The sequence below is a fragment of the Enterococcus hailinensis genome, from assembly GCF_045862035.1.
Lineage (GTDB): Bacteria > Bacillota > Bacilli > Lactobacillales > Enterococcaceae > Enterococcus_A > Enterococcus_A hailinensis.
Window position 1 is genome coordinate 33589 of record NZ_BAAFRV010000003.1, and the last position, 15930, is coordinate 49518.

Here is a 15930-nt window from a genome sequence, read left to right on the forward strand (position 1 = left end):
AGAGGAAGACTCAATGAAATTAGCGATTTTAGGATCAGGAAAAATCGTTCATGATTTTTTACCGGTCGTTAAAGACATACCCGAACTCGAAGTCAAAGCTGTTTTTGGTACCGTTCGTAGTATTGGAAAAATGGAAGCTTTACAAACGCAATTTGAGATTGATCAAGTGTATACAGACATTGAAGAATGCTTGGCGAGTGAAGCGTTTGATACAGTCTACGTCGCATTGCCCAATCATTTGCATTTTAGTTTTGCTAAAAAAGCGTTAGAAAATGGGAAACATGTTATTTGTGAAAAACCTTTTACGCTACAAAAAGCCGAGTTGTTAGAATTAGAAGCATTAGCGTCAGAAAAAAATTTAGTGTTGATCGAAGCAATCACGAATCAATATTTACCAAATTTTGAGGGCATCAAAAAAGCATTAAATACGATCGGTGAACTAAAAATCATTGAATGTAATTATTCTCAGTATTCTTCACGTTATGATGATTTCAAAGCCGGGACAATTTTACCTGCTTTCAACCCTAAAATGGGCGGTGGAGCGTTGATGGATATCAATATCTACAATATTCATTTGGTCGTAGGATTATTAGGCAAGCCATTGGGCGTAAATTACTATGCGAATGTTGAACAAAAAATCGATACGTCAGGCATGTTAGTACTAGATTATGGCAAGCAAAAGGTGGTATGTATCGGTGCGAAGGACTCAACAGCTTCGATTCGCTCAACCATTCAAGGTACGCAAGGGTCGATTATCATAAATGGGCCGACTAATACATTGGACAGTTTCACGATTGAATCATTAAAAGGCGAAGTTCAAACAGTAAATGACAATCAACACGCCCATCGTATGTACGAAGAATTTGCGGTATTCGATCGAGTGATCCAAGAAAATGACCAAGAATTTGTAAAGCAACAATTAATGCATAGTAAAATCGTAATGGAAATAGTGGAAGCAGCATTGGAAGATGCTAAGATACATTTAGGCTAAAAAGATTCAGCATGAGAGGTCCTCATGCTGAATCTTTTTTTAAGAATAAAATTTTACTTAGAAAATAATTAATGATCAGCGCAGTTCCATGGCTGGCGATTTTACTAGAAGTCACACCAAATTTTAGCCAATCGTATAGAATAAATAAAATGATAAGTTCAACGACTAAAGAACAAATACGTGAGCCAAAGAAAAGTACGATTTCTTTTAGGGTAATCACTGAACTAGAATTGAAAACAAATAATTGTTAACGATATAGGAGAGCAAGACTGTCACAAACCAAGAAATCAGATTGGCTGTTTGATACTCAAAATCTAATTTCAAAAATAGTAGATGATAAAACACAATATTGAAAATCATGGTGGCAATACCCCACAGTAAAAATTTAATGGTTTGCCATTCTCTTTTTTTATTGATAAGGGATCACTCCTAGGATAAGTATTCTTAATTAATTATACCAAAAATAGCAAAAAAACTATGCTGAAGCTTTGGAAATAACATATTATTAAGTATAAAATAAAAAAGCACTCAATAATGTGAGCGCCTAATAGCTAAAAGGAAATCATTTTTTTCTAAATTGCTGGATTAAGAAGATAAAAATAAAAAAGAAAAGTGCTTCCCAAAGGGTTGTGGTCCAGCTATAACGTGGAGTAATGGCAAAAAATAAATTGCCGATATTCGAGACGATCAAGTAAATGAGAGTAGCAAGCAACGCGTTAAGTAATCTACGTAACATAACGATTCCTCCTTCACTGAAAAGTATAAAGGAGAAAAGTTTTTCCGTCTATTGATAGTAGATCTTGTAATTAAAAATAGTTTAGATTTATTGGATACTGCAGATTATATTGGCGTCTTCCATAATTTTTTTGAAATAACCTAAATCTTCGGAATGCAATTGTGGAATATCATGCATTTTATACTCACGATCTAAAGAAGTATATTTCTTTTCACCAAACTGATGAAAGGGTAATAATTCGATCTTTGTGATACCTAACCGATTGAATAAGTCAGCAAAGGCTTGAGCATTAGCTGTCCCATCGTTATAGCCAGGAATGACAGGAACTCTCACGATCACTTCTTGTTGTTTATCAAGTGCGATTGTAAGATTTTTTAAAATAGGCTTTAAGGAAACGCCAGTGCCAAGTTTGTGTTGATTTTCATCATGATGCTTTACATCAAAAAAAAGCAAATCGACTTGATCAATGTAGCGACTAAAAACATCAGGTTTAGCAAAACCAGTCGTTTCACTAGCTGTATGGATTCCTTTTTCTTTTAGACGGTGTAAAAGTTCGGTAGCAAATTCAGCTTGGTACAATACTTCACCGCCAGATAGAGTTACACCACCGTTTGATTCTTCATAAAAAGCTTCATCTTTCATTACTTCTGCAATAACTTCTTCAAGGGTTTGATACTCGCCAACGGTTGTGAGCTGATTCTTTTGAATATCTTTCATTTCTTCTGGTTTTCCAGATTGCGATTCAGGATTAGAGCACCAATAACATTTTAAGGGACAACCTTTAAAAAACACGACTGTCCGAATACCAGGACCATCATGAATACTAAATTTTTGAATATTAAAAATACAAGCTGTATCGGTCATTCTTCTACCTCCTTTTATACATGCTAATTTTAGCACAATATATTTTTAACGCAAATGATTTTTGTTTCGTACGCAACTAAAAATAATAGTTGATTGTTCCTCTGCTGAAATTATGCTAATCTTTAACCATATGTCAAAACTTATTGGAGTAAAAAGTATGTCTAGAGAAGAAGAAATTCTTGCTATTGTTAGTGAAAAGAAAAAAATCGAAGTAAATGAGCTTTCTACGTTGCTAGGGGTCTCAAAAGTAACGATCAGAAAAGATTTAGATAAATTAGAATCTCGCGGTCTTTTGCATCGTCAACATGGCTATGCGTTGTTAAATAATACGGACGACATCAATTACCGCTTAGCACAAAATTATGATTTGAAACGAAAAATTGCCTTGGAAGCAAGTAAAATAGTTAGTGATGGAGAAGTTGTGATGATCGAATCGGGTTCTACTTGTGCATTATTAGCAGAAGAACTAGCTTTCAATCGTAACGATATCACTATCATAACGAATTCTTGTTTTATCGCCTCGTATATTCGAAAAGCGGATTCAGTCAAAGTCATCTTACTTGGCGGTGAATATCAAAAAGAGTCTCAAGTAAATGTAGGTCCTTTAGTAAAAAAAGTGGTGGATGAATTTCATGTAGACAAATTGTTTGTCGGGATCGACGGGTTTGATCATCGCCGCGGATTTACTGGAAGTGATATCACAAGATGCGATACGACAAGAATGCTGGCCAGCGCTGCAAATCAAACAATCGTTTTAACGGATTCGAGTAAATTTACTCAAAACGGCGTTGTTTCTGAATTCTCATTCAATGAGATCAGCCGCGTATTTACAGATAAAAAAATCGATCCCGAAATCAAAAAGTTTTTAATTGCAGAAAGTATTGATATCCAAACCATTTGAGTTTTCAAGATACGTCAAAGGGATGCACATCTGTGCATTCTTTTTTTTATTTTGAAATCAATTTAATGTGCATTGACCGTGATGGAATACACATGTTAGTATTGTTACGAAAGAAGTTTAATTTAATTACGAATGAAAATGGAGGCGTAAAAATGATTACTCAAACAAAAGAAAAAATTATTCCTTATTTTGGACAATTAACAGATCGAATGGATCAATTTCGCGAAGCTGTGCTGACCAAGAAACCTTATATCGATGCAGAGCGAGCATTATTAGTGACAGAAGCTTACAAAGAACATCAGAATCAACCAAATACAGTTAAACGCGCACTGATGCTTAAAAATATTTTAGAAAAAATGTCGATCTATATTGAGGATGAGACATTAATTGTTGGAAATCAAGCGGCCTCAAACCGTGATGCACCGATCTTTCCGGAGTATACGATGGAATTCGTGTTGAATGAACTGGACCTGTTTGAAAAACGTGATGGAGATGTCTTTTATATTACGGAGAAAACTAAAGAAGACTTACGCGCGATTGCACCTTTTTGGAAAAATAATAATTTACGTGCAAAAGCTGGGGCTTTATTGCCGGATGAAGTAAGTGTCTTTATGGAAACCGGCTTTTTTGGAATGGAAGGTAAGATGAATTCGGGAGATGCTCATTTAGCTGTTGATTATGGGCAAATGCTAAAAGTTGGGCTCAAAGGATATCAACAGCGGACATTAGCCGAAAAAGCAGCGTTAGACTTGACACAGCCTGAGAGTATCGATAAATATTGTTTCTATAATTCAGTCTTGATCGTCATCGAAGCCGTAAAAATATATGCAGAACGCTATTCTCGTTTGGCAAAAGAAATGGCGGAGACAGCTAGTCCCAAACGGAAAGCTGAACTATTAGAAATCAGCCGTATATGTGGGAAAGTTCCCTATGAGCCAGCGGAAAATTTTCAGGAAGCTATCCAAGCAGTTTGGTTTATTCAATTGATTTTACAAATCGAATCAAATGGGCACTCGTTGTCTTATGGACGTTTTGATCAATACATGTATCCTTACCTGAAAGCTGATTTAGCTAAAGCGACAATTACTGAAGCTCAGGCAGTAGAACTTTTAACAAATCTTTGGATCAAAACATTGACGGTCAACAAAGTTCGTAGCCAAGCGCATACTTTTAGTAGTGCCGGCAGTCCGCTTTACCAGAATGTAACGATTGGCGGTCAGACGAGAGACAAAAAAGACGCAGTCAATGAGTTATCCTATTTGGTTTTACGCAGTGTGGCACAGACAAAATTACCACAGCCCAACCTAACTGTTCGTTATCATTCTGGTTTAGATAATCGATTTATGAACGAATGTATTGAAGTGATGAAACTAGGCTTTGGTATGCCGGCTTTCAATAATGATGAGATCATCATTCCTTCATTTATGAAAGTTGGAGTGAGCGAAGCAGATGCCTATGATTATAGTGCTATCGGTTGTGTAGAAACAGCAGTACCAGGAAAATGGGGTTATCGTTGTACAGGGATGAGTTATATGAACTTCCCTAAAATTTTGATGATCGCCATGAATGATGGAATCGATCCTGTTTCTGGGAAACGTTTTGTTAAAGGCTACGGTCATTTCAAAGAGATGACTTCTTATCAAGAATTGCAAGCTGCATGGGATAAGACCGTCCGTGAGTTGACGCGAATGAGTGTGATCGTAGAAAATGCCATTGATCTAGGCTTGGAACGCGATGTACCAGATATTTTATGTTCTACATTGACTGAAGATTGTATTGGCCGCGGTAAAACTTTAAAAGAAGGCGGGGCTGTTTACGATTTTATTTCGGGTCTACAAGTGGGAATTGCTAATATGGCTGATTCGCTGGCTGCAATCAAACAGCTCGTCTTTGACGAAGCAAAAGTTGCTCCTGCCGAACTTTGGGAAGCCTTGATGACTGATTATGCTAGTGAACGTAGTCAAGAAATCCAACAAATGATTTTGGAAGAAGTACCTAAATACGGCAACGATGATGATCAAGTTGATCAATTGATCACGGAGGCATATGATAGTTACATCGATGAAATCGCTAAATATCCAAATACACGTTATGGTCGTGGGCCGATTGGCGGCATTCGCTATTCAGGAACCTCCTCTATTTCAGCCAACGTGGGACAAGGGCGAGCAACGATGGCTACACCAGATGGCAGAAAAGCATGGACACCATTAGCGGAAGGCTGTTCTCCATCTCATAATATGGATAAAAATGGTCCGACAGCAGTGTTGAAATCTGTTTCTAAATTACGTACAGAAGATATTCTTGGTGGCGTGTTGTTAAATCAAAAAGTTAATCCTCAAACATTAGCTAAAGAAGAAGATAAACAAAAATTGATCATGCTTTTACGAGCTTTCTTTAATAAGCTTCATGGCTACCACATCCAATACAATGTAGTCTCACGGGAAACATTGATCGATGCCCAAAAACATCCAGAAAAACATCGAGACTTGATCGTTCGAGTGGCCGGCTACTCAGCTTTCTTCAATGTGTTATCGAAAGCGACGCAAGACGATATTATTGAACGGACGGAGCATATTATTTAATAGGTGAACGAGTAGAAACTTTCTGCTCGTTTTTTTATTTCATAAATCCTCTGTATATCGTCAAAAAAAGTGCATATTTTTTGATTTTATCGTTAAAATAGACTATCGTTTTAATATAGAGTATTAGAAAAAAGGCCATTAAATATTCATAAAAAGTAAAATTTAGCATGAGTAACAGTGTTCAATATTTTTAATCGATAACTATTAAACCTTAGGAGGATTTTAGTATGAGTAAACAAGATAACAAGGATACAAAAACACCGATTTCAGCCCATCCAGATCCAACTACTCCAAATGAATCAAAAGGCACAAAAGATTTGAAAAATGTGACTGCACCCGTTTCAGCGCATCCAGATCCAGTTGTTCCAAATGTAGAAAAAAAGGTAGAAGAAACACAATCGAACAATCAGTCAAATCATTCTGATAAAGATGACCGTTTTTCTAAGGATTCAAAAGGCAACGCATCAAGTAATCATGCAGCTGAGTCCAACCATGATGTCAAGAATACTTCAGCAAATGAAAAAAATGATGGTTCGTTGAAATTTGAAGATAAAGCGATTCAACAAATTATCGCCCAAGCCATCAATGATATTGATGGGTTATTAGCAGTAGATGGCGGTGTATTTTCAAATACAGCTGAAAAACTCGTTAATGTTGATAATGAGAGAGCCGGCATCAAGACTGAAGTTGGTAAAAAACAAGTAGCGGTTGATTTAAAGATTGTTGCTGAATATGGAAAAGATATTGAAGAGGTCTACAATAAAATAAAAGAACTGATTCAAAAAGAAGTCCACAATGCGACCCATTTAGATGTGATCGAAGTTAATGTCGATGTTACCGATGTTAAAACAGCCGAACAATTTGAAAAAGACAGCGAAACGGTTCAAGATAAAGTAACCGATACAGCACAAAAAGCTGGTGAAAAAGTTTCTGAGCAAACTGAAAAAGTAAAAGACTCAGTCAATGAGGCGACGGATCAAGCAAAAGATTCAGCTGATCATGCTACAGATCAAACAAAAGAAGCACAGCAATCACCAGATAAATAAGAACAAACATACCAGTGTAGTCTTTTTGACTGCATTGGTATTTTTCTTTGGAATTGTGAAAAACTATTATTAAAGCGTTTTCTTTACTTTGGGTTTGGGATACAAGCATAATGAGGGAAACTAAAAAAGAAAAGAGGTGAGTTCAAATGTCTACCATTGTATTTACTAATTTTCCAGTCAAAGATTTGAGTGCATCAACTGAATTTTATGAAAAGTTGGGATTTAAAAAAGATGAGAGTATGTCTACTGAAACCGCTAGTACAATGATTTGGGACGATACTTTTTGGATCATGATATTGAAACACGAATTGTATCAACTGTTTTTAAAAAATAAAAAAATTGCTGACGCGCAAACTGTTAGTGGTGTTTTGACTTCTTTTACCGTTGAGAATCCGGCAGCAGTTAGAAAATTTGCTGAACTAGCTAAAGCAAATGGCGGAGACTATTTCTCAGTGGATATGGACATACCTGAAGAGGAAATGTTTAGCTTAGAAGTAGTGGACTTGGATGGGAATCAACTAGAACCGGTTTGGATGCGGATGCCTTAAATAAGGAAAAAAATAATTAATATGATAGATAAAAATCGTAACTCTTTCTTCATTGTAGGAAAGAAGTTTACGATTTTTATTTATTTCCGTGGATCATCAGTGTGATCTTTTTTATTCAAAAACAGTCAGAATTTCCGAAGTTTTTAATGGTTTATTGGAAAATTCACAATCTAATGTTTTTGAAAGCGTTTTTCGTTGTGCTACACTATTTTTGTAGCCATCATCTATTGTTTTATGAAGAAACCCGTAAGGAGGAAGATTATGTTTTCTTTTATTGATCGCAACAAAGAAATTGAAAAATTGAAATCAAAAAAATTTGATCTGTTGATCATTGGTGGAGGAATCACTGGAGCAGGAGTCGCTTTACAAGCAGCAGCATCAGGACTATCTGTAGCACTGCTTGAGATGCAAGACTTCGCTGAAGGAACATCTTCAAGATCAACTAAATTAGTTCATGGAGGGCTTCGCTATCTTAAAACATTTGATGTTGAAGTTGTCGCCGACACAGTTGGTGAACGAGCGAAAATCCAAGGAATTGCGCCGCATATTCCGAAAGCGGATCCGATGATTTTACCGATTTTTGACGAACCAGGATCAACTTTTAATTTATTTTCAATTAAAGTAGCAATGGATTTATATGATCACTTAGCGGGTATCACTGGCGGAAAATACGCTAACTACATGTTAAGCAAAGAAGAAATCTTAAAACGCGAACCTCAGTTGGAATCAAAAGGATTATTAGGCGGTGGCGTTTATTTAGATTACCGCAATAATGATGCTCGTTTAGTCATCGAAAATATCAAAAAAGCAGTAGAAGATGGAGCAGTGGCTGTTAGCCGCTTGAAAGTCGAAGAAATTTTCCATAATGACGACGGAAAAGTTGCAGGGGTCAAAGCAAAAGATTTATTGAATGATGAATCGATCACTATCAATAGCCAATTAATCATCAACACCGCTGGTCCGTGGTCTGACATCGTTAAACAACTAGACAAAGAAATTGATCATAAACCACATATGCGCCCAACAAAGGGTGTCCATCTAGTTGTCGATGGTGAAAAATTAAAAGTGCCGCAACCAACATATTTTGATACTGGCGAACAAGATGGTCGAATGATTTTTGTCATTCCAAGAGAGAACAAAACATATTTTGGAACAACAGATACTGACTATCAAGGTGATTTTGATAATCCAAGAGTTGAACAGTCCGATGTGGATTATTTGTTGAAAATCGTTAATCGTCGTTACCCTGATGCAAAATTATCAGTGAATGATATTGAGGCTGCTTGGGCGGGCTTACGTCCGTTGATCAGTGAAGCCGGTGGCGACTACAATGGAACGACCAAAGAAAAAATCAGTGATGAGAATTTTGAAAAAATTATCAATGCAGCCGAAGACTACTCAAAAGGCAATCAATCACGAGCCGCTGTTGAGAAAACAATTACCGGTGCAGCAAAAGAAGAACCTAAAGATAATCCATCGGCCGTATCTCGTGGCAGTGATTTAACGATTGCAGAGGATGGTTTATTGATTTTATCCGGTGGTAAACTAACTGATTATCGTTTAATGGCTTCTGAAGCTATGAAGAAAATCATTGATTTATTAGATCAAAAAGTCGAATTGATCGATTCCGCAAAATATCCTGTTTCTGGTGGCGACTTCGATGCTAAAAATGTGGATGAGGAATTAGAAAAATTTGCTAAAGCGGGAGAAGATCAAGGTCTCAGTAAAGAAGATGCTAAATACATCGCCGATTTATATGGCTCCAATGCTGAAAAAGTCTTTGCTTTGAAAGATGAAAAAGTTTTTGATGGATTGAGCCAAGGCGAATCGATGTCATTATTGTATGCCTTACAAGCTGAAATGGTCGTAACACCTGTCGATTACTTGTTGCGTCGTTCCAATTACATGCTATTCATCAGTCATCGATTGATGGAGATCAAAGATGCTGTTGTCGAAGCGATGGCAGAGTATTTTGATTGGGATCAAGCAACTAAAGAAACGTATCAATCAGATTTAGAGAATCAAATCCGCATCACGCAATTAGCGGATCTAAAAGAATAGGAGTGGGAATATGGAATCATATATCATGTCAATCGATCAAGGAACAACTTCTTCACGAGCTATTATTTTTGATAAAGAAGGAAAAGAAGTCAGCTCTTCGCAAAAAGAATTCAACCAATATTTTCCAAAACCTGGTTGGGTAGAACACAATGCTAATGAGATTTGGAACTCTGTTCAATCGGTTATTGCCGGTGCTTTGATTGAAGGTGGTATCCGCCCGACTCAAATCGAAGGAATCGGGATCACGAACCAACGTGAAACAACTGTTGTCTGGGAAAAAGATACTGGACATCCCATCTACAATGCCATCGTGTGGCAATCAAAACAAACGAGTGACATCGCTGATGAATTAAAAGAACAAGGTCATTCAGAAATGATCCAAAAGAAAACGGGTCTATTGATCGATTCTTACTTCTCAGCAACCAAAGTAAAATGGATTTTAGATAAAATCGATGGTGCACGGGAACGAGCTAAAAAAGGGAAACTATTATTTGGAACAATCGATACTTGGTTAGTTTGGAAATTAACTGGCGGAAAAGTTCATGTGACTGATTATAGTAATGCAAGCCGAACAATGTTGTTCAATATCTATGATTTAGAATGGGATCAAGAAATTTTGGACTTATTAGATGTTCCCAAAGAAATGTTGCCAGAAGTAAAATCAAATTCAGAAATTTATGGTCACACCGAAGATTATCATTTTTATGGTAACCAAGTACCAATCGCTGGTATGGCCGGAGACCAACAAGCTGCGCTGGTTGGCCAATTAGCCTTTGAAAAAGGAACCGTTAAGAATACGTATGGTACAGGTGCCTTTATTGTTATGAATACTGGGGATAAACCAATTCTTTCTGAAAACGGATTATTGACGACGATTGGTTATGGCATCGATGGAAAAGTTACTTACGCACTTGAAGGAAGTATTTTCGTAGCTGGTTCTGCGATCCAATGGTTGCGTGACGGATTGAGACTATTCCAACAAGCACCCCAATCAGAAGACTATGCAAAACGTGTCGATAGCAGTGAAAATGTTTATGTTGTACCGGCATTTACTGGGTTAGGTGCACCGTACTGGGATCAACAAGCTCGAGGAGCAATCTTTGGTTTAACTAGAGGAACAACGAAAGAACATTTCATTCGTGCAACGCTAGAATCATTGGCATATCAAACAGCGGATGTAGTTAAAACAATGGTAAAAGATTCAAATACGGAAATTAAACTATTGAGAGTTGATGGCGGTGCTTCGAAAAACGATCTATTGATGCAATTCCAAGCTGATATTTTACAAACGCCAGTTGAACGTGCGCCATATTTAGAAACAACTGCCTTAGGTGTTGCTTACTTAGCCGGATTAGCGGTGGGATTCTGGAAAGATATTGAAGAAATCAAAAAATTCGCTTCAGATGGTCAACACTTCGAACCTGAAATGGATGAAGAAATGACAGACGATTTATATGAAGGCTGGCAAGAAGCAGTTAAAGCAACAATGCAATATAAACATAAACCAATCGATAAAGACGATTCAAAAAAATAATCGATCATAATGGATGATTTTCGCTGAAAAAATCATTGTGATGGAAAGAAACCGGAGGAAAGCTCTATGGATACGAGTATGACAACTCAAGTAATTGGAGAAATTATCGGTACGATGGTCTTAGTATTATTAGGTGATGGTGTTGTTGCCGGAGTAAGCTTAAGAAAAAGTAAAGCTGAGGGAGCAGGTTGGATCGCGATTACCTTAGGCTGGGGTGCAGCAGTAACAATTGGTGCATATGCCGCAGGTTATATGTCGTTTGCTCACTTGAATCCAGCAGTAACGATCGGGATGGCAATTGCCGGAAAAATCGGCTGGGATATGGTCGTACCTTATATTTTAGGCCAAATGATTGGTGCGATTATTGGTGCGGTATTAGTGTTTATTCATTACTATCCACATTGGAAAGAAACAAAAGACCAAGCAGCTATTTTAGGTGTTTTCTCAACTGGGCCAGCGATTCGTAGTCTAGGTGCCAATTTAATTAGTGAAATCATCGGAACCTTTATGCTCGTTTTTGCTTTATTGACATTCGGTATGAGTAAATTTGGTGATGGACTAAATCCGATTGCCGTAGGTATTTTGATTTTAGTTATTGGTTTATCTTTAGGTGGAACAACAGGATATGCGATTAACCCTGCGCGAGACCTTGGGCCACGAATTGCTCATGCATTCTTACCCATTCCTAACAAAGGTGATTCTGACTGGGGTTACTCATGGGTACCCGTTGTCGGCCCGATCATTGGCGGAATTTTAGCAGCATTATTATTTATGGCATTACCAATTTAATGATTAAAAGGGTGATAGTTTACTATCGCCCTTTAAGACTTTCTACAAGGGAGGAAATACGATGAAAAAAATTATTAATGATCCAAAAAATGTAGTTGAAGAAATGGTCAGTGGCCTTGTCAATGCTTACCCTCAATATGTGAAACAACTTCCGGAAACATTGGTAGTTGCTCGTAACGATGATTACGATCAAGTAGCATTAGTCAGCGGTGGTGGAAGTGGTCACGAACCTTCACATGCAGGCTTTGTCGGAGATGGTATGTTGAGTGCGGCGGTCTGTGGACAAGTATTTACCTCACCAACACCGGATCAAATCTATGAAGCAATCAAAGCAACTGACAAAGGAAAAGGGACATTACTGATTATTAAAAATTATTCTGGCGACGTAATGAACTTTGACATGGCCAAAGATATGGCTGATATGGATGATATCAAAGTTGAAACAGTCTTAGTAGATGATGATATCGCGGTCGAAGATAGTACTTACACTCAAGGTCGTCGAGGGGTTGCAGGAACTGTTTTAGTCCACAAAATTTTAGGAGGATTAGCTCGCGAAGGAAAATCAGTTACTGAGTTGGCTGAATACGGTAAGGATCTTGTTCAAGATATCAAAACAGTTGGGATTGCTTTATCAGGAGCGACTGTTCCAGAAGTAGGAAAACCAGGATTTACGTTAGCTGATGATGAAATGGAATTTGGTGTTGGAATTCATGGAGAACCAGGATATCGTCGTGAGAAAATCAAACCATCAAAAGAAATTGCTGAAGAAATCATTGGAAAATTGAAAGCTGAATTTAAGTGGCAAAAAGGTGATAAATTTGGTTTATTAGTCAATGGTATGGGTGGTACCCCACTGATGGAATTATTTATTTACTTTAATGATGCCAAAAAACTTTTGGAAGCAGATGGGATTGAATTGGCTTTTACAAAAGTAGGTGATTATATGACCTCTCTTGAAATGGCAGGAGCTTCGATCACTATGGTTAAATTAGATGACGAACGTACACGATTACTAAATGAACCGGTGCATACAATTGCTTGGTAAAACAAATTAAATGGGTTAAAGGGGAGAAGCTTATGTTCACACCAGAAAATTTACGTAAAACGCTAGAAATATTCAACGATAAAATTCAAGCTAAAAAAGATTATTTAAGTGAGTTAGATACACCGATTGGTGATGGAGATCATGGTAACAATATGGCAAGAGGAATGGATGCTGTAATGGCAGCTGACTTATCCGGTGACTTGCCAGCAATTTTTAAAGCAACAGCGATGGCTTTGATCAATAAGGTCGGTGGAGCTTCTGGTCCTTTGTATGGCACAGCAATGATGGAAATGATGAAAGCAAGTAAGGACTCGAACGATCCTGAAACATTGCTTAAAGCAGCGATTGTTGGAATTGAAAAACGAGGGAATTCTCAACCGGGAGAAAAAACAATGTTGGATCTTTGGGTACCAGCAGTTGATAATTTAAATAACGGTACTTTAAACACAGCAACTTTAGAGATTTTAGTTGAGCAAACGAAGAATATTAAAGCAACGAAAGGTCGTGCCTCTTACGTAGGTGAACGTTCAATCGGTCATATCGATCCAGGTGCGATGTCTTCAGCTTATTTCTTTGAATCATTGATAGAGGCGGGTGTTTTTAATGAGTAGAGGTGTCGTTTTAGTATCACATATAAAAGAAATTCCAGAAGGATTGAAACGTTTAATCGGTGAAGTTGCTAAGGATGTACCTGTAACAACAGCGGGTGGTTTAGAAGATGGCGGTATTGGAACGTCAATGGAACGTATTTCTAAAGCAATCGAAGAAAATTCAGCAGATGAGATCTTAGCTTTTTATGATTTAGGAAGCGCCAAAATGAATTTAGAGATGGCGATTGAGATGACAGACAAAAAAGTTACTTTATTTGATACAGCATTTGTTGAAAGTGCATATACAGCTTGCGCGTTATTAGCAGCAGATGCCGAAGAGTCAGAAATCGAAAAACAATTAGCTGAGCTCAAAATAAAATAATAGTGTTGAATGAAAGACACTTTAAAAATAGAGTATAAACCAGTAATTGGTGAATTAGAAAATTAGGATAATAAAAAAACGGTTTGAGTATGATACTCAAACCTTTTTTTTTATTAGCTAAGTAAAGGTAAAATCAAATTAGCCCAGATCCAGCTACAAGGCATGATCAAAATCATTGCCGGTATCATATCGGCGGTTGGGAACATTTTTACTTTGATCATTCTGAAACCAGTTGCTAACATCAAAATACCACCAGCAGCTTTAAAATCTAAAATCATATCTGGTGTAGTTAGTGGGAAAATGAATTTTGCTAATAAGAACAAAATGTAAAAGATAATAAATTGTGGAATCGCAATAATTGAAACAACATAACCTAAATTTGTAGCAAAAATAAGAGCAGTGAAGAAATCCAAGATTGATTTAGCAATCAAAACAGAACTGTCACCAGTCATACCTGAGTCCAAGCTACCATAAATCCCAGTACCGCTAGCACAAAATAGCACGATTACAGTGACTAATGTAGCAACAAATTCATCGTGTGTCATCCCTAAATTTTCATTTGGAAAAATCTTTGAGATCGGACGTTGCATGACCATTGCTCCACGATTCACTAAATCTCCTAGATGGAAGAAAAGACCTAAAGCAGTTCCGATAACGACCGCAAAAATGACTGCGGGCATATACTTCATCGGTGCGACTGCGTATATCCCCATTGCCATCGAACAAGCCCCAAAAATCATATTGATTTCAGTTTTGAACTTTTCTGATAAATATTTTCCGAAAAATCCTCCAATAATTCCGCCTAATAACACGGATCCAGCATTGATAATAACTCCAGTTGGCATAAAATAAATCCCCTTTCTACGATTGCGATGTTATTGTAGCATCGATTTTTATTCGCACCAATTCCATTTTTGTGCTAGATTATTCTTAATTAGAATAGTTAGGAGCATCAGTATGGATATTCATAAATTGGAAGTTTTTATCGATCTCTCAGAAACCTTAAATTATACTGAAACAGCTGAGCGTCAGTTCACAAGTCAAGGAAATGTTTCGAAGCAAATAATTTCCTTAGAAAAAGAGTTGGATACTAAACTGTTTACCCGATCACACAAGAAAATAGAATTAACTGAAGCTGGAAGATTGTCTTTGACTTATGTTCAGACTATTGTCGATCAATACCATCAAATGAAAAATAAATTAGTTGATTTGAGAACAGGCTCAGAAACGATTTTGCATATCTCAACGATTCCGACTTTGATCAAGTATGAAGGATTTACTACAATCATGTCTTTCTTAAATAAGCATCCAGAAACAACTTTGCAATTACGAGAAGCAGAGACGGATGCACTAGTAGCAGTGCTCGAGCATGGAGAAAATCGGTTAGTTTTTTCACGTTTTTTTGAGTGGAATCATCCCGATACGGAGGTGCTAATAACAGAAGAGGACGAATTTGTGGCAGTATTTACTAAAGATCATCCGCTAGCAAAAAAATCCGAGCTTTCATTAAAGGAATTGGAACATGAACGCTTCTTACTATTAAGAGAGACGAGTCAATTAAAACAACCAGTGATTGATTTATGCCATCAAGCAGGTTTTGATCCGAGCATCGCAAATGTCAGCTCGCGGATCGATTTATTGATCCAAATGGCGAAAGAAAATTTAGGGATTGCTATTTTAATGAGTAAAACGTTCAAATTAAATCCAGAAGATCATTTAGTCGCGTTGCCGATTACACCAAATGTCAAAAGCAAGTTAGCCTTTATCAAACGCAAAAATGATACCTCGATGATCGTAAATGAATTTTGGGATTATTTGAAAGAACAGCAATAGTATTCCAGTTTGGAATTTAATTTACCCA

At 37.1% G+C, this 15930-nt stretch carries 15 protein-coding genes and 1 pseudogene; 12 read left to right on the forward strand and 4 right to left on the reverse strand.

Annotated elements, in window-relative coordinates:
* The first annotated feature begins 13 nt into the window (after window positions 1-13).
* A complete protein-coding gene (locus tag ACKTSC_RS03185; RefSeq protein WP_407855292.1) occupies window positions 14-991 on the forward strand; it encodes a Gfo/Idh/MocA family protein in 978 nt (325 codons plus the stop codon).
* A gap of 22 nt (window positions 992-1013) precedes the next feature.
* Here ACKTSC_RS03185 and ACKTSC_RS03190 read toward each other — a convergent pair.
* From ACKTSC_RS03190 to ACKTSC_RS03200, 3 genes and pseudogenes are all read right to left on the reverse strand, one after another.
* Window positions 1014-1408 (reverse strand): annotated as a pseudogene (locus tag ACKTSC_RS03190) (GtrA family protein).
* A gap of 145 nt (window positions 1409-1553) precedes the next feature.
* On the reverse strand, window positions 1554-1727 hold the full coding sequence (locus tag ACKTSC_RS03195; RefSeq protein WP_407856799.1) for a hypothetical protein: 174 nt from the start codon (window positions 1725-1727) through the stop codon (window positions 1554-1556).
* A gap of 87 nt (window positions 1728-1814) precedes the next feature.
* Window positions 1815-2591 (reverse strand): glycyl-radical enzyme activating protein, encoded by a 777-nt coding sequence (locus ACKTSC_RS03200; protein WP_332579789.1) that lies wholly within the window; start codon window positions 2589-2591, stop codon window positions 1815-1817.
* 157 nt (window positions 2592-2748) lie between these two features.
* Between ACKTSC_RS03200 and ACKTSC_RS03205 the strand changes: the two genes are divergently transcribed.
* From ACKTSC_RS03205 to dhaM, 10 genes are all read left to right on the forward strand, one after another.
* Window positions 2749-3492 carry a DeoR/GlpR family DNA-binding transcription regulator gene (locus tag ACKTSC_RS03205; RefSeq protein ID WP_332579788.1) on the forward strand — a complete coding sequence of 248 codons (744 nt, stop codon included), beginning with the start codon at window positions 2749-2751 and terminating at the stop codon, window positions 3490-3492.
* Between the two features lie 152 nt (window positions 3493-3644).
* Window positions 3645-6074: a glycyl radical protein gene (locus ACKTSC_RS03210; RefSeq protein WP_407856800.1), complete on the forward strand. Its 2430-nt coding sequence runs from the start codon at window positions 3645-3647 to the stop codon at window positions 6072-6074.
* Between the two features lie 227 nt (window positions 6075-6301).
* Window positions 6302-7120, forward strand: coding sequence for an Asp23/Gls24 family envelope stress response protein (locus ACKTSC_RS03215; protein WP_332653523.1), 819 nt, complete (start codon window positions 6302-6304; stop codon window positions 7118-7120).
* A 146-nt stretch (window positions 7121-7266) separates the two neighbouring features.
* The gene (locus tag ACKTSC_RS03220) at window positions 7267-7668 is read left to right on the forward strand and encodes a VOC family protein (protein WP_407856801.1); all 402 of its coding nucleotides are present in this window, start codon (window positions 7267-7269) and stop codon (window positions 7666-7668) included.
* Window positions 7669-7929: 261 nt separating this feature from the next.
* Complete coding sequence (gene glpO / locus ACKTSC_RS03225; protein ID WP_407856802.1) at window positions 7930-9729, forward strand: type 1 glycerol-3-phosphate oxidase; 1800 nt, start codon at window positions 7930-7932, stop codon at window positions 9727-9729.
* Between the two features lie 10 nt (window positions 9730-9739).
* Window positions 9740-11263, forward strand: a complete 1524-nt coding sequence (gene glpK / locus ACKTSC_RS03230) for a glycerol kinase GlpK (protein ID WP_407856803.1) — start codon at window positions 9740-9742, stop codon at window positions 11261-11263.
* A 66-nt stretch (window positions 11264-11329) separates the two neighbouring features.
* Complete coding sequence (locus ACKTSC_RS03235; protein ID WP_332579783.1) at window positions 11330-12052, forward strand: MIP/aquaporin family protein; 723 nt, start codon at window positions 11330-11332, stop codon at window positions 12050-12052.
* Window positions 12053-12113: 61 nt separating this feature from the next.
* Window positions 12114-13097, forward strand: coding sequence for a dihydroxyacetone kinase subunit DhaK (dhaK, locus tag ACKTSC_RS03240; protein WP_332579782.1), 984 nt, complete (start codon window positions 12114-12116; stop codon window positions 13095-13097).
* A gap of 32 nt (window positions 13098-13129) precedes the next feature.
* Window positions 13130-13708, forward strand: a complete 579-nt coding sequence (gene dhaL / locus ACKTSC_RS03245; protein ID WP_407855287.1) for a dihydroxyacetone kinase subunit DhaL — start codon at window positions 13130-13132, stop codon at window positions 13706-13708.
* Window positions 13701-14069, forward strand: coding sequence for a dihydroxyacetone kinase phosphoryl donor subunit DhaM (gene dhaM, locus ACKTSC_RS03250; protein ID WP_407855286.1), 369 nt, complete (start codon window positions 13701-13703; stop codon window positions 14067-14069). The genes dhaL and dhaM overlap by 8 nt, the downstream gene beginning before the upstream one ends.
* Before the next feature lie 113 nt (window positions 14070-14182).
* On the opposite strand, the gene ACKTSC_RS03255 is transcribed toward dhaM, so the two are convergent.
* On the reverse strand, window positions 14183-14914 hold the full coding sequence (locus ACKTSC_RS03255; protein ID WP_407856804.1) for a DUF554 domain-containing protein: 732 nt from the start codon (window positions 14912-14914) through the stop codon (window positions 14183-14185).
* Window positions 14915-15026: 112 nt separating this feature from the next.
* Between ACKTSC_RS03255 and ACKTSC_RS03260 the strand changes: the two genes are divergently transcribed.
* A complete protein-coding gene (locus tag ACKTSC_RS03260; RefSeq protein ID WP_407855284.1) occupies window positions 15027-15902 on the forward strand; it encodes a LysR family transcriptional regulator in 876 nt (291 codons plus the stop codon).
* Window positions 15903-15930 lie beyond the last annotated feature (28 nt).